The 13,282-nt window shown below is 63.9% G+C and carries 11 protein-coding genes; 6 read left to right on the forward strand and 5 right to left on the reverse strand.

The features are described 5' to 3' along the window. Nucleotides 1-117: 117 nt before the first annotated feature. Nucleotides 118-861, forward strand: coding sequence for a ribonuclease H-like domain-containing protein (locus OSC37_RS03995; RefSeq protein WP_267163316.1), 744 nt, complete (start codon nt 118-120; stop codon nt 859-861). Here the strand turns inward: OSC37_RS03995 and OSC37_RS04000 are convergent, their stop codons facing one another. Beyond that, a complete protein-coding gene (locus OSC37_RS04000; protein WP_267163317.1) occupies nt 862-1,857 on the reverse strand; it encodes an MBL fold metallo-hydrolase in 996 nt (331 codons plus the stop codon). A 233-nt stretch (nt 1,858-2,090) separates the two neighbouring features. Between OSC37_RS04000 and OSC37_RS04005 the strand changes: the two genes are divergently transcribed. Next, nucleotides 2,091-2,669 carry an NADPH-dependent FMN reductase gene (locus OSC37_RS04005; RefSeq protein ID WP_267163318.1) on the forward strand — a complete coding sequence of 193 codons (579 nt, stop codon included), beginning with the start codon at nt 2,091-2,093 and terminating at the stop codon, nt 2,667-2,669. Here OSC37_RS04005 and OSC37_RS04010 read toward each other — a convergent pair. Continuing rightward, a complete protein-coding gene (locus tag OSC37_RS04010) occupies nt 2,666-5,233 on the reverse strand; it encodes an efflux RND transporter permease subunit (RefSeq protein ID WP_267163319.1) in 2,568 nt (855 codons plus the stop codon). The two genes, OSC37_RS04005 and OSC37_RS04010, sit on opposite strands and share 4 nt — an antisense overlap. Nucleotides 5,234-5,351: 118 nt before the next feature. Then, entirely contained in the window at nt 5,352-6,644 is a 1,293-nt protein-coding gene (aroA, locus tag OSC37_RS04015; protein WP_267163320.1) for a 3-phosphoshikimate 1-carboxyvinyltransferase, read from the reverse strand. A gap of 85 nt (nt 6,645-6,729) precedes the next feature. Here aroA and OSC37_RS04020 point away from each other — a divergent pair, with 85 nt between their 5' ends. After that, nucleotides 6,730-7,245, forward strand: a complete 516-nt coding sequence (locus tag OSC37_RS04020; protein WP_267164149.1) for a CinA family protein — start codon at nt 6,730-6,732, stop codon at nt 7,243-7,245. On the opposite strand, the gene OSC37_RS04025 is transcribed toward OSC37_RS04020, so the two are convergent. Beyond that, on the reverse strand, nt 7,229-7,744 hold the full coding sequence (locus tag OSC37_RS04025) for a nicotinamide-nucleotide adenylyltransferase (protein ID WP_267163321.1): 516 nt from the start codon (nt 7,742-7,744) through the stop codon (nt 7,229-7,231). The genes OSC37_RS04020 and OSC37_RS04025 overlap by 17 nt on opposite strands. Nucleotides 7,745-7,913: 169 nt before the next feature. Here OSC37_RS04025 and lonB point away from each other — a divergent pair, with 169 nt between their 5' ends. Genes lonB through OSC37_RS04040 form a run of 3 tightly spaced genes read left to right on the forward strand, consistent with a single transcriptional unit; the run spans nt 7,914 to nt 12,291 of the window. Further along, on the forward strand, nt 7,914-10,139 hold the full coding sequence (gene lonB / locus OSC37_RS04030; RefSeq protein ID WP_267163322.1) for an ATP-dependent protease LonB: 2,226 nt from the start codon (nt 7,914-7,916) through the stop codon (nt 10,137-10,139). Between the two features lie 2 nt (nt 10,140-10,141). Next, entirely contained in the window at nt 10,142-10,951 is an 810-nt protein-coding gene (locus OSC37_RS04035; protein WP_267163323.1) for a CPBP family intramembrane glutamic endopeptidase, read from the forward strand. A 47-nt stretch (nt 10,952-10,998) separates the two neighbouring features. Then, nucleotides 10,999-12,291: a TIGR00341 family protein gene (locus OSC37_RS04040; RefSeq protein WP_267163324.1), complete on the forward strand. Its 1,293-nt coding sequence runs from the start codon at nt 10,999-11,001 to the stop codon at nt 12,289-12,291. On the opposite strand, the gene OSC37_RS04045 is transcribed toward OSC37_RS04040, so the two are convergent. Beyond that, entirely contained in the window at nt 12,288-13,262 is a 975-nt protein-coding gene (locus OSC37_RS04045) for an NOG1 family protein (RefSeq protein ID WP_267163325.1), read from the reverse strand. The two genes, OSC37_RS04040 and OSC37_RS04045, sit on opposite strands and share 4 nt — an antisense overlap. Nucleotides 13,263-13,282 lie beyond the last annotated feature (20 nt).

A 13,282-nucleotide genomic window follows, 5' to 3' on the forward strand; every position in this document is an offset into this window, starting at 1 on the left:
CGGTACAGGTTTCCACCTACTCCCTAACTAAGTAGTATTCTCGAGATTCGACAACAGTCCCTGCTTCGGGCGGTGGCTTCCAAAACCGTTAGTACCGTCGCCACCTCACTCACGGGAGTGTACGTCGAGAACTGCTTTCTCGGTGCGGAGGGTGTCGGTCGGACCATCGAGCAGCGGCTTTGGTCGCAGGGAATCACCCGCTGGGAGGGGTTCCGGCCGACAGCCGACGGCATCGGAGAAATCCGTGCCGAACGCATCGAGTCGTTTATTGACGACGGTGAGCGCGCGCTAGAGCGCGGAAACGTCGATTTTTTCGACCAGCGGTTCCCAGACGGCTGTGGCTGGCGGCTCTACGAGTCCTTTCGCGAGCAGGCCTGTTTTTTCGACATCGAGACGACCGGCCTCGACCACCGGACGAGCGTCGTCACGACGGTGACACTCCACCAGGACGGCGACACGCGGACGCTGGTGCGAGATGACGACCTGACCGACGAGACCCTCCGTGCGGCCTTCGAAGATGCCGGGCTGTTGGTCACGTTCAACGGGGCACGCTTCGACGTGCCGTTTCTGGAGTCCTCATTCGACCTCTCGCTCGACCAGCCACATATCGACCTGATGCCCACAGCTCGGAAAATCGGTCTCTCGGGCGGACTGAGCGAAGTCGAACAGGAACTCGGCATCACACGGGACCTCCCCGACGTGGACGGCCGGGAGGCGGTCCGGCTGTGGCATGAACACGAGCGCGGCGTCGACGGCGCGCTCGACCGACTAGTCGAGTACAACCGCGAGGACACGGTCAACATGGTTCCCGTCTTAGAGTCACTCGTCGAGAAGCTCGACAGCCAGGCCTTCCCGGAGTAGCTACGCGTCGAGGGGCCAGCGGTTGTCGTCCCGTTCGTCGAGTCGCTCGGTGACACCGTCTGCGAGCCGGTACTCTCTCTCGTCTCGGAGGACGACCCCCTCTCGTTCGAGGTGTTCCAGGTGGGCGTAGGATTCACCAGGGCCGTGGAGGATGTGAATCCCATCGAGGTCGCCGAACAGGTCGTCGCTGACGGTCCAGGTGTCACAAGGGCCGTAGCAATCGAGCGCATCGAGCACGCGGTAGGACCGTTCCTCGTGGTGGTCGATGATGTATTCAGCCCGCGCCGTGGGGTCGTCGATGACGGCCCGATGGCCTGGCCAGGCCCGGTCGTAATCGGCCTCGGCAATCGCTCGGAGCGTCCGGAGATACTGGTCGAGGGGCTGTTCCACCCGAATATCCGCTCCGCCGACGTTTGGCGTGTACTTCGGGAGCAAGGCGTCGCTGCTGAGGACATCAATGCCGTCGCTTCCGTCGTCGAGTTCGAACAGACACAGCCCGACCGAGTGTCCCGGCGCGTGGACGACATCGAGAGTGGTGTCGTTGACCTGGAAGCTGTCGCCGTCTTCCATCGTCCGCACGTCGGGTGACTCTTCCTGCCAGGCAACACTGTCGAGCACGCTCGTAACTTCGTCTTGTTTCGCCTCTGGCATTCCCCACTGGTCGAAGTAGTCCATCTGTCTGTCGACCATCGCCTCCCAGGCGGATTCGTCGCCGGCGACGAGTGGCGCGTCGGCCTCCTGGACGTAGACGGTCGCACCGCTTTCGGCCTGTATCGGACCCGCGAGCCCGCGGTGGTCACCGTGCCAGTGGCTCAGAAAGATACGGTCGATATCACCGACCGCGACGCCGTGGTCGTCGAGTTGCTCTTCGAGCTGGTCGTACGTACCGGGCAGCCGGTCCCCGGTGTCGACCAGCACCGTCTCGGGACCCTCAGCGAAGAGATAGGCGTTGTTGTTGCCCTCGAAGGTCTGGTTCGTGAGCGCGATACGTTCCATACCACACATTCGACGAGCCGCCTCAAAAACGGTGTGCTCCGTGATGTCTGACGCGCGGCAGACAGATGTCAGTCACTCGTCTGCCCCACGTTTATTAGTCTCACACACCAACTCATGATACTGATCTCCGCCCGCACTGGGGATGCGTGTGACACTGAGAGCGGGGATCAGGCGCTCTGTCTCTTTCGGATACAACCACAGAGACTTTATTGTGGCTACACCACCCCACAATCATGTCTACGCAACCACACGTTGTCGCTATCTGCGGCAGTCTTCGCGACGGAAGCCACACGCGCACAGCGCTCGGGCACGCCCTCAATGAGGCACGGGAGCGTGGTGCGTCGACCGACTTGCTCGACCTTCGGGAATTCGACCTCCCGCCCTTCGATCCGGACCACGACGAGGCAGGCGACGCAACACGGCTCCGGCAGGCGGTCCGGGAGGCCGATTCGGTTATCCTCGGAACGCCGATGTATCACGGTTCTTACAGCGCAGTACTCAAAAACGCCCTCGATTACTGTGGATTCGACGAGTTCGAGGAGACGACCGTCGGACTGCTCGCGGTCGCGGGCGGGAGTTTCCCGACTGGTGCCCTCGACGCCCTGCGGACGGTCTGTCGGGCACTCGACGCCTGGACACTCCCCCATCAGGTCGCAATTCCCTCAGCCTACGACCAGTTCGAGGACGGCGAGTTCGTCGACGACTCACTCGAAGAGCGGACGCTTGTGCTCGGGAAGCGAGTCGTCGAGTACACTAGCATCGAGCCGAATCCGTCCTCCTTCGAGAGCGAACAGAACGCCGGCGGCGATTAGCTCTGGAGTCTGTCGACGAGGCGCTCACGCAGGACAAAGAGTGCCGGAAGCACCGTCACGACCGAGACGAAGGCGAAGATAATGGCACCGCCGGTCACCGTCCCGAACCGACGCAACGGCGGCGACAGCGAGAGCGCGAGCACGCCAAAGCCCGAGGCGGTCGTCGCAGCACTTGCGAGCAACGCGCCGCCGGTGCCGGTCGCCGTCGCCTGTAGTGCCTCCTCGACTGTCTCGCGCTGTTCGCGCTCGGCAACGAACCGCTCGCCGGCGTGGATGCTGTAGTCGACACCGAGCCCGATTGCCAGGCTCGTGATGACTGCCGTCTCGCTGTTGAACGGGATATCAAGCAGTGCCATCGCGCCGAGCAGCCACGCGAGGGCGATAACGACGGGAATCACGACAACCACACCCTGGGTGGGAGACCGGTAGCGCACCCAGAAGAGGGCGGTGAGGAAGACCAGAATCACCACGAGCGTCACGACGAACGCCTCGACGAGTGTCTCCAGTAACGCGTCCTGCAGTACCCCCTCTGTCACCGGCGGTCCGGTAGCGACGGCACGCAACGAGACGCCAGCGGCGTTCGACTCGACGGCGTCGGCGAAGGCGCGTGTATCCGTGGCGATGCGCTGGGTCGACTCGCTGCTCCGAACGCTGAGCTGGAGCCGGGCAGATGTGATTTCCTCGCCGTCGCGGCTCAACACCTCGGCGGCCGCCTCCTCGTTGGCCTCGAAGAGTGCGGCGTAGACTGCCCCGACGTTCTCGTCGGGGAGGCTGTCGCCGTCGGTGTCGTACTGCTGGACAATCGCTGCGAAGGTCGCGTTCTCGGCCGCGACCTCCCGAATGGCCGTCTGTGGACCGTCAACGGCACCGACGCCGTCGGGTCGGCGCTGGATTGCGCTCGCTTCGGTGACCGCGTTGCTCGCCTGGTCAGCGGCTGCCAGCATCGCCGGCGACGTTACGTCCCCGCGTATCAGCACTGTCGACTGGCCGCCCTCACCCCGAATCTGGAAGTTCGCACTCAGGTACTCGAAGTCGTCGGTGATGGTGTAGGTTCCCGGCTCGAACGGACCCGGGAGATACTCGGCCCAGTCGGGGGCGTCCTGTGGGAGGAAGTCGGCCTGGTTGAACTCGGTGTCTATCGAGGTCGCGCCGACGACACCACCGGTCGTCAACAGGAGCGCGACCACCAGAACCGCGACCGGTGCCCGTGTCGCAACCGCCGAGACGCCCCCGAGTGCCCGTTTCACCGCGCCACTCGACGTGCCAAATGCCGGCTTGTCACGCGAACGTCCGAACCGCCCTTCAAGGAGACCGTCGACCTCGATTTTGAGCGCCGGCAGGAACGCGCCGAAGGCGACGAAGGTCGCAAAGATGCCACCCGAACTCAGGACCGCGAAGTCCTGGATTGCCGGCAGCGGGCTCACGACGTTCGAGAGAAAGCCGACGCCCGTCGAGAACGTCGCCGCCGCCAGCGCGAGGACGACACTGCCGAGTCCGAGCCCCATCGCCCCACGAATCGCGCCGTCCCCAGTCGAGAGATCTGTCTCGACATCGAGCGTCCCCTGTCGCGCCTCCCGGTAGCGCATCACGACGTGGACCGCGTAGTCGATAGAGAGCCCGATGAGCAGGAACGGGACGGCGATGAGGATGACGTTCATCGGCACCGCGAGCCAGCCCATGAGCCCCTGGAGCCAGACTAGCACAACGACGATACCGAGGACAGCGAGGAGGATGTCGACTACGTCCCTGTAGGAGACACCCAGCACGAACAGGATGAGCACGAGCGCGAAGGGCGTGATGATGGCGAAGCTGTCGGCGGTCGCGTTCGAGGAGGCCTCGTCTCTGACACCCTGCCCGAAGACGAAGGCGTCCGCGAAGTACTCGTCGGCGAGTCCGTCGATGGCGATCTGTGCGTCGTAGGCCGCTAGTGGCTCGCTCGTCTCGCTGCTGTCGTCGACCTGTGAGATGAACGTGAGCCGTGCTGTCGCCGTGGTCGATCCCGGTTCGTATCCCTGCGGGAGCAGGGCGTAGGGGTCTGCGTCGCCGAGTAGCTGCTGTGCGCCGTCGGGGTCGAGGACACGCGCCAGCAGCGCCTCGACTTCGCTCTCGCTCAGAGCGGCGAGTGCCTCTCGCTGGCGCTCCAGGGGCGGCTGTGCTGTCGGCGGCGTGTCGCTGCCGGCGTAGACTGCGGCCGTGCCGACGACGTTCTCGATGCCGACGATGCCTCGCTCCGTGAGCGTCGACTCGACCTCGGGATTGTCTCGCAGCTCCTCTTGGAGCCGGAGGCCCGCCAACAGAGAGTCTTTGGTCAACACGTCACCACCCTCGTCCCGGACGACGAGCTGTGCGGCGACCGTGTTGTCTGTCGCGTAGTTAGCGTCGATGAAGTCAGCGGCGTCGAACTCCTCGGAGTCGACTTCGAACTCGCCAACGCCAGCCTCCCCGGCGTCGCCCATGCCGGCTCCTGCGCCGACGAGGACTGTCACGAGGACAACCGCGACGATGACGAGTCGACTGTGTGTCGCTATCCACTCCGCGTATCTGCGCGAGTAACCGCCGTTCATCTTGAGCCACCACCTATAACAGGTGTTCTGTCGGTTCGGGCATGTGTCCCCACACTCTCAGTCATGGCTCGAACATCGTCGCTGTAACATATAGAAGTATGCGTCCGGCGGTCTGTTGCTACTCGGTTCGGCTGAGTTCCGTGCCGATGCCCTCCAGCGCCTCAAAGAAGTCGGGGAATGAGACATTGACGTGTTCGGCTCCCGTGACCGTCGTCTCGCCCTCAGCGGCGAGTCCGGCGACCGAGAGAGCCATCACGATACGGTGGTCGCCGCGCCCGTCCAGCGTTGCACCCTGGAGTGTACTCTCGTCGCCGTCGACTCGAAGCTCGTCTTCTCGTTCTTCGACTGCCGCCCCCATCGTCGAGAGCGCGTCGGCCATCGCAGCCACCCGGTCGGTCTCTTTGTACCTGACGTGCTCGCAGTCGGTGAGTCTGGTAGTCCCTTCGGCTGTCGCCCCCAGGACTGCGAGCGTCGGCAGCAGGTCCGGGGTGTCCGCGACGCTTGCCTCAATGCCAGACAGGGTATCCGCAGTCACCGAGAGCTCGCCAGCCTCGCGGTCCCATTCGATGCCCGCTCCCATCTCACCGAGGAGGTCGACGATTGCCTCGTCGCCCTGTTGGCTGGGGTATACTCCAGTGACAGTGACTGGCTCCGCGCCAGCGATTGCGCCGGCGGCAAGGAGATACGAGGTCGACGAGAAATCGCCCGGCACGGTGTACGGCTCTCTGCGACGGTAGCGCTGGCGGCCGCCGACGGAGAAGCCACGGCCGGTCCGGCGGGCGGAGACGCCGAAATCGTCGAGGAGGTCGAGGGTGATGTCGACATAGGGAGCGGATTTGAGTTCTGTCTGGAGGGTGATATCGACGCCTGCGTCGGTCGCCGCGCCGGCAAATAACAGAGCGGTGACGAACTGGGAGGACACGTCGCCGGGAAGCGGCGCACTCCCTCCCATGAGTGGCCCGCCGACGACGAGCGGAGCCTGCCCGTTCTCGCGGGTGCTCTCGGCGCGTCCCGCGAGCTGTTCGAGCGCGCGCAGGAGCGGCCCCTGTGGCCGGCTCCGCAGCGAGTCGTCGCCCGTCAGGACCGTCACGCCGTCGACCAGCCCGGCGGTCGCCGTCGCCAGCCGCATCGTCGTCCCGGAGTTGGCACAGTCGATAACGTCGTCGGGGACCGTCGGCTCGCCGTCGAACCCCTCGATTTCGAGCGTGCCAGCGTCGGCGTCGTGTGTCACGTCTCCGCCGAAGGCTTCGACGGCCCGAATCGTCGCTCGCGTGTCGGCACTCATCAGTGGATTCGCGACCGTCACGCTGTTGCTGTACCCGCCCGCCAGGATCGCGCGGTGGGTGTAACTCTTCGATGGCGGTGCCGGGGCAGACCCTTCGACCGTCGACGGCTCGATTGTGACGTCCATGTCGGGTGCGTTGGTGGCTGCAACCATGAGCGTACCGCACCACGCCGGCCACGGGATTGATGTGGTCAGTCGCCAAAGCCAGGGTATGGCGTCTTCGACAGCGCGGGAACTCGGCGACCGACTCCGTGGGGCGGAGCAGACGCTCGCCCTCGCCGAGTCCTGTACCGGTGGCCTGCTCGCCTCGACAATTACCGACGTACCCGGCTCCAGCGACTACTTCGACCGCAGTCTCGTTACCTACTCGAACGAGGCAAAACAGGAACTCCTCGGCGTCTCCCGAGAGTCACTCGATGCAGACGGCGCAGTTTCGGAGGCCGTCGCCGTCGAGATGGCTGCAGGCGTCCGGGATACGGCCGGAACCACCTGGGGCGTCTCGACGACCGGCATCGCTGGCCCGGGCGGTGGAACCGAGGAGAAGCCGGTGGGGACGGTCTGTATCGGCGTCGCCTACGCGGCACCGTGGGGGAGCGAGCGGTCGACTGCACGGGTTGAGCGCTACGAGTTTGACGGCGACCGCACCGAGTGCAAGGCACAGTTTGTCGACCAAGCGCTTGCAGACCTGTCGTCGGCCGTCGACGAGGTTATCAGCCCTCCCGACTGACGGCCTGGATGCGCTGGATGCCGTTTATCTCGTCGAGAACGTCGACCACCGCATCGGGGACGTGTGACTCCCAGTCCTCGCCCTCGACCATCCGCTCGCGGAGCTTGCTACCTTTCAGGACGTCGCGGTTGTACATCGGCGTCTGCCGGACCTCGACACCGGCTTCGGTGAACAGTTGGACGACCAGCGGATTGTTCGAGAACGCGATATCGAACCGGGGAGCCATGCTCTCGACGTGACTCACCCAGACTGCGTTCCGGTTCAGGTCCTCGATAGGGACCGTGTAAACGGTCGTATCGATATCCATCGCCTCGATGGATTTGGTCGCCATCATAATGCGTTCGCCGGCTGTGAACGGATTTCGGACTGTGTGAGAGTCCCCGGCGCTTCCAATACCAAAGACAAGTTCGTCTACCTCGTCGACGATTTCGGCGACGAGCTGTGCGTGCCCGTCGTGAAACGGCTGGAACCGACCGATGACCAGACCACGTGTCGTCATTGCCTGTATCGAGACGGGGGAGTTTCTTAAACCCTGTCTCGTATCATACACCGGAGCAGATATTAGCTATTCGGCTGCAGTACTGCGGTTTTTCCACATTCAGGGTGGTCATAGGGGGAGAAAGTATATCAGTAGACAGCACTTGTCCAAAGATGGTAGCAACGATTGTATGAGTAACGACAAAGACGCTCCAGATAACGAGCGGGAGACGGACGCCCCGGAGGGGCACGCAGAGCCGTCTCCGAACGGAGACAGTCCTCCTGGGGACCGGTCAGACACGGAGTCGGGCGATTCGCGTCCGGCCGAGGAACACCTGCCTGGTCGGCGGGAGGGCGAGCACGACGCCGGCCGTGACGGGGCCGGCAGTCCCGACGACGTGTGGGATGACCCCCCGCGGAGTCCAGACCCCAATGGAGTTGACCGCAACAGCGAGGAGTACGACACAGAAATCGACGAGGTACTCGGCAGCGACGTCGACGAGGATATGGAAATCGACGAGGAAATCGCCGAGGACGACTTACTCGGCGGCCTCCAAATCGACGCCTCGGACGAAATCGAGGTGCCAGACAGACTCGTCGACCAGGTTATCGGGCAGAGCCACGCCCGCGATACTGTCCTGAAAGCGGCCAAGCAGCGCCGCCACGTGATGATGATCGGGTCGCCCGGAACCGGGAAGTCGATGTTGGCCAAAGCGATGAGCCAGCTGCTTCCCCCGGAAGACCTGCAAGACATTCTTGTCTATCACAACCCCGACGACGGCAACGCACCGAAAGTCCGGACCGTGCCCTCGGGGAAAGGTGAACAGATTGTCGACGCCCACAAAGAAGAGGCGCGCAAGCGCAGCCAGATGCGCCGCTTTATCATGTGGGTTCTTATCATCTTGGTGTTGGGCTACTCGCTCATCTTCATGGGACAGCTCCTGCTCGGTATTATCGCCGCAGGTATCGTCTATCTCGTCTTCCGGTACATGTCACGGGGCAACGACGCAATGGTCCCGAACATGATTGTGAACACGGCAGACCAGCAGACTGCACCCTTCGAGGACGCGACCGGCGCTCACGCCGGTGCGCTGCTGGGCGACGTTCGCCACGACCCGTTCCAGTCCGGCGGGATGGAGACGCCCAGCCACGACCGCGTCGAGCCCGGCGCGATTCACAAGGCCAACAAGGGCGTGTTGTTCGTCGACGAGATCAACACGCTCGATATCCGGTCACAGCAGAAGCTAATGACTGCCATCCAGGAGGGCGAGTTCTCCGTCACGGGCCAGTCCGAGCGCTCCTCGGGTGCGATGGTCCAGACCGAGCCCGTCCCCTGTGACTTCGTGATGGTCGCGGCCGGAAACATGGACGCGATGCAGAACATGCATCCAGCGCTTCGCTCGCGCATCAAGGGGTACGGATACGAGGTGTACATGGACGACACCATCGACGACACCGCCGAGATGCGCCGGAAGTACGCCCGCTTTGTCGCCCAGGAGGTCAAGAAAGACGGGCGGCTCCCGCATTTCACCCGAGATGCAATCGAGGAAATCGTTCTCGAATCCCGGCGTCGGGCCGGCCGCAAGGGCCAGCTCACGCTGGAGCTGCGTGACCTGGGTGGGCTCGTCCGCGTCGCAGGCGACGTTGCTCGCGCCAAGGACAAGCAGTATACCGAACGCGAGGACGTCGTCGAAGCCAAGGACCGCTCGCGCTCGATCGAGCAACAGCTCGCTGACGAGATGATAGAGCGGCGCCGCGAGTACGGCACGACGGTCGCAGAGGGCAGCATGGTCGGCCGAGTCAACGGGCTCGCCGTGATGGGCGAGGACTCGGGTATCATGCTCCCCGTCGTGGCTGAAATCGCCGACGCACACGGTCCCGGCGAGGTTATCGCCACAGGAAAACTCCAGAAGATGGCCGAGGAGTCCGTGATGAACGTCTCGGCAATCATCAAGAAGCTCTCGAACGAGGATATCACCGAGAAGGACATCCACATCCAGTTCGTCCAGGCGGGCCAGCAGGGTGTCGACGGTGACTCCGCCTCGATTACGGTCGCGACGGCCGTCATCTCCGCGCTCGAGGACATCCCCATCGCACAGAACGTCGCCATGACCGGCTCGCTGTCGGTCCGGGGTGACGTACTCCCGGTCGGCGGTGTCACGCACAAAATCGAGGCCGCGGCCAAATCGGGCTGTGACACAATCATCATCCCGAAAGCCAACGAGCAGGACGTGATGCTCGAAGACGAGTACGAGGATATGGTCGAGGTCATCCCGGTCTCGCACATCTCCGAGGTGCTGGATATCGCGCTCGACGGCGACGCCAGAAAGGAGTCGCTAGTTGACCGCCTCAAGTCCATCACCGGTAGCGCACTCCACAGCGAGGTCACGCCGAGCGGAAACCCCAGCCCACAGTAGCTGTGCCGGCCTGGGCATCGTTTCTCGCCGTCTCGGTTTTGACCGTCGGAACGGTTCTCGTTCTTGCACGCCGCTCGGAGGATGTTATCGACCAGCACGCGCCCGCAGGACAGGGCAACGCGGCTGTGCCGGCGACGGCGTCCGGCCTCTCGGTACAGACTAACTCGGTCGACAACACGGCGGTGCGGCGTCCGCCGACACAGGCGGTTGATGACACCACGGAGATTGTTCTCACCTCCCGACTGTTGCTCGTAAACGCCATCGTCACGCAGGGAGCGGTTGCGCTCGTCATCGCACTGTCGGCCTGGTACTTCGAGATACCAGGCGACGCCATCGGCATTACTGTCGAGGTGGGCGCGGTCGCAGTCGGCGTCGCCTTCGGTGCTGTCCTCTGGGTGGCGAACGAACTTTCGACGAGAGTAGCCGACGCCGTCGGCGCGTCGTACGACGAGCGGGTTCGCCACCTGCTCGCGCCAGACGCTGCCGGCGGTTGGGTCGTGCTTCTCACCGTCGCGTTGCCGCTGATTGCTGTCTCTGAGGAACTCCTCTTCCGGGCGGCACTGGTCGGCGTTCCGGCCGCGGGGCTGGGCCTGAACGCGTGGGCACTCGCAGGCGTCTCCTCGCTCGCGTTTGCGCTCGGTCACGGCGCACAGGGGCGTGTCGGCGTCGTCGTCACGGGAACGCTCGGGTTCGTGCTCGCGGCTGGCTACGTTCTCACCGGGAGCCTGCTGGTCGTCGTCGTTGCACACTACGTCCTCAATGCGGTCGAGTTTCTCGTCCACGAATTCCTCGGCGTCGATGCGCTGGGCTGAGCGACTGTCCCCCTGAACTATATTCCTGGAGGGCACCAGGAACAGACGTGCGACTGGTCCAGGTCATCATTCCGTCAGGTAAACGCGAGGCGTTGCTCGCCCGTCTCGACGACGATGGTATCGACTACGTCGTGACCGAGGAGACCAGCGGCCGGGAGTTCGATAGCATCGCGTACATTCCGCTCCCGACGAACGCCGTCGAGCCGACGCTGGACAGCCTCAGGGAGGCGGGGTTGGGCGAGAATACCTTTACCGTCGTGCTCGACGCGAACACGGTCGTCTCTCGGCGTTTCGAGGCACTCCAGGAGGAGTACGCCGAGGAGCAAGACGAGGACCGCATCGCCAGAGACGAACTCGTCTCGGCGGCGGCGAGTCTCGCTCCCTCGACGACGACCTACGCCATCATGACAGTCGTGAGTGCGGTCGTCGCGACCGCTGGCCTCCTGCTCGATTCGGCCGCCGTCGTCGTCGGGTCGATGGTCATCGCGCCGCTAGTGGGGCCGGCGCTCTCTGCCAGTGTCGGGACCGTCGTCAACGACAGCGAGATGTTCCGGCGCGGCGTCCGTCTTCAGGCTGCGGGACTGGTGCTCGCGATTCTGTCGGCGTTTGCGTTTGCGTTTCTCGTTCGGCAAGTCCACCTCATCCCGCCGCTTGCGGACGTAACGACAGTACCCGAAGTCCAGGAGCGGGTTGCCCCGGATTTCCTGATGCTCGCCATCGCCATCGGAGCCGGTGTCGCTGGTATCGTGAGTCTCACCAGCGGTGTCTCCGCGGCGCTCGTGGGTGTCATGATTGCTGTTGCGCTCATCCCGCCGGCGGCGACGGTCGGCATCGGTCTCGCCTGGGGACAGCCACAGGTCAGCCTCGGTGCCGGCGTGTTGTTGCTCGTCAACGTCCTCTCGATCAACCTCGCCTCGCTCGTCGTCCTCTGGTACAAGGGGTACCGGCCAAAACAGTGGTTCTACCACGAGGACGCCCGGAACGCGTTGCTCAAACGAGGTGCCGCGCTGGTGGTGGCTATTCTCGTACTCTCTGCGTTTCTGGGTGGCGTCACCTTCGATTCCTTCCAGCGCGCCTCCACAGAGGACGACATCCGGGCTGATGCGGCTGCCGCAATCGAGGCGTTCGCTCCGGGCCAGGACATCGACGTGTTGAGCGTCGAAATCGAGTATCCCAGAGCGTTACCGTTCCAGAACCCCGACCGCGTGGTCGTGACCGTCGGCGTTCCGCCGGGAGAGTCGGCATCGGGACTGGCAACGCTCATGCGGACAGAGATGCGAGAAACGACAGGCACCGACCTGAGCGTCGAGGTGCGCTACATCCAGACCGAGCGCGGCTAATCCTCGTCTATCGGGAGTTCAGGTTCGTAATCGATTGCCTCAATGGCGGCCATCAGGACACCCTCGACGTTCTCGTCCTCGGTCACACTCATCATGTGGTCGGCATCCTCGAAGGATTCCTCTGCGCGGTCGCTCTTGTTGAACACCGAGAGGACCGGAGCGTCGAAGGTGGACCCGATGTCGTCGCGTAGCGAGCGCTGGAGGTCGAGCGGGTAGCCACAGTCGACGCTCGGGTCGAGGACCACCAGGACGGCGTCGGCGGCGTGTTCGAGCGCGCTCACGGCCTGTGATTCGACCTCGTTGCGTTCCTCAGCCGGCCGGTCGAGTAGCCCGGGCGTGTCGACGAGTTGGTAGCGGATGTGGCGGTGTTCGACGTGCCCCACGTGGACCTGTGTCGTCGTGAACGGGTAGGAGGCTTCCTCGTTGCTGGCCCGGGTCACGTCGTTGACGAAGGAGGATTTCCCCACGTTGGGATAGCCGGCGACGACGATTGTGGGTTCGTCCGGCCGGATGTCGGGGAGGTCACGGAGCTGTTCGCGCGCATCGAGCAGTGCTTCGAGGTCGTCTTCGACCTCCTCGACGACGTCTGCGAGGCGGGCAAATGCCTGTTTTCGGTGTTTTTCGGCCAGGTCAATGCCGCTGTTTCGCATCTTCGACTCGTATTCGTGACGGATATCTGTCGCCTTCCGACTCGCCCAGGTCACCTCGTTGAGGTGTTGCCGGAGCGCGTCCACGTTGACGATAGCGTCGGCGAGATTCACGTAGAACGGGTCTAGTCGGTCGAAATCCGGCCAGCCAGAGACGACGTTTTCGAGATTGTCCGAAATGATGTTCGTGGCCGTCAGCAGCATCGACTCCTGGGCGTCGTGGCCGGATTTGGCCCGGCCAGAGCGTGCGGCCCGCGAGAAGGCCTTGTCGACGAGCTCGTCGGCAAGCGGCGATGTCGGGAGGCCCTCGAATGGTTGACTCATTGGGCAGTCGTAGTTCGTCT

Origin of the sequence: Halovenus salina, from assembly GCF_026410925.1 — an archaeon.
Taxonomy (GTDB): domain Archaea; phylum Halobacteriota; class Halobacteria; order Halobacteriales; family Haloarculaceae; genus Halovenus; species Halovenus salina.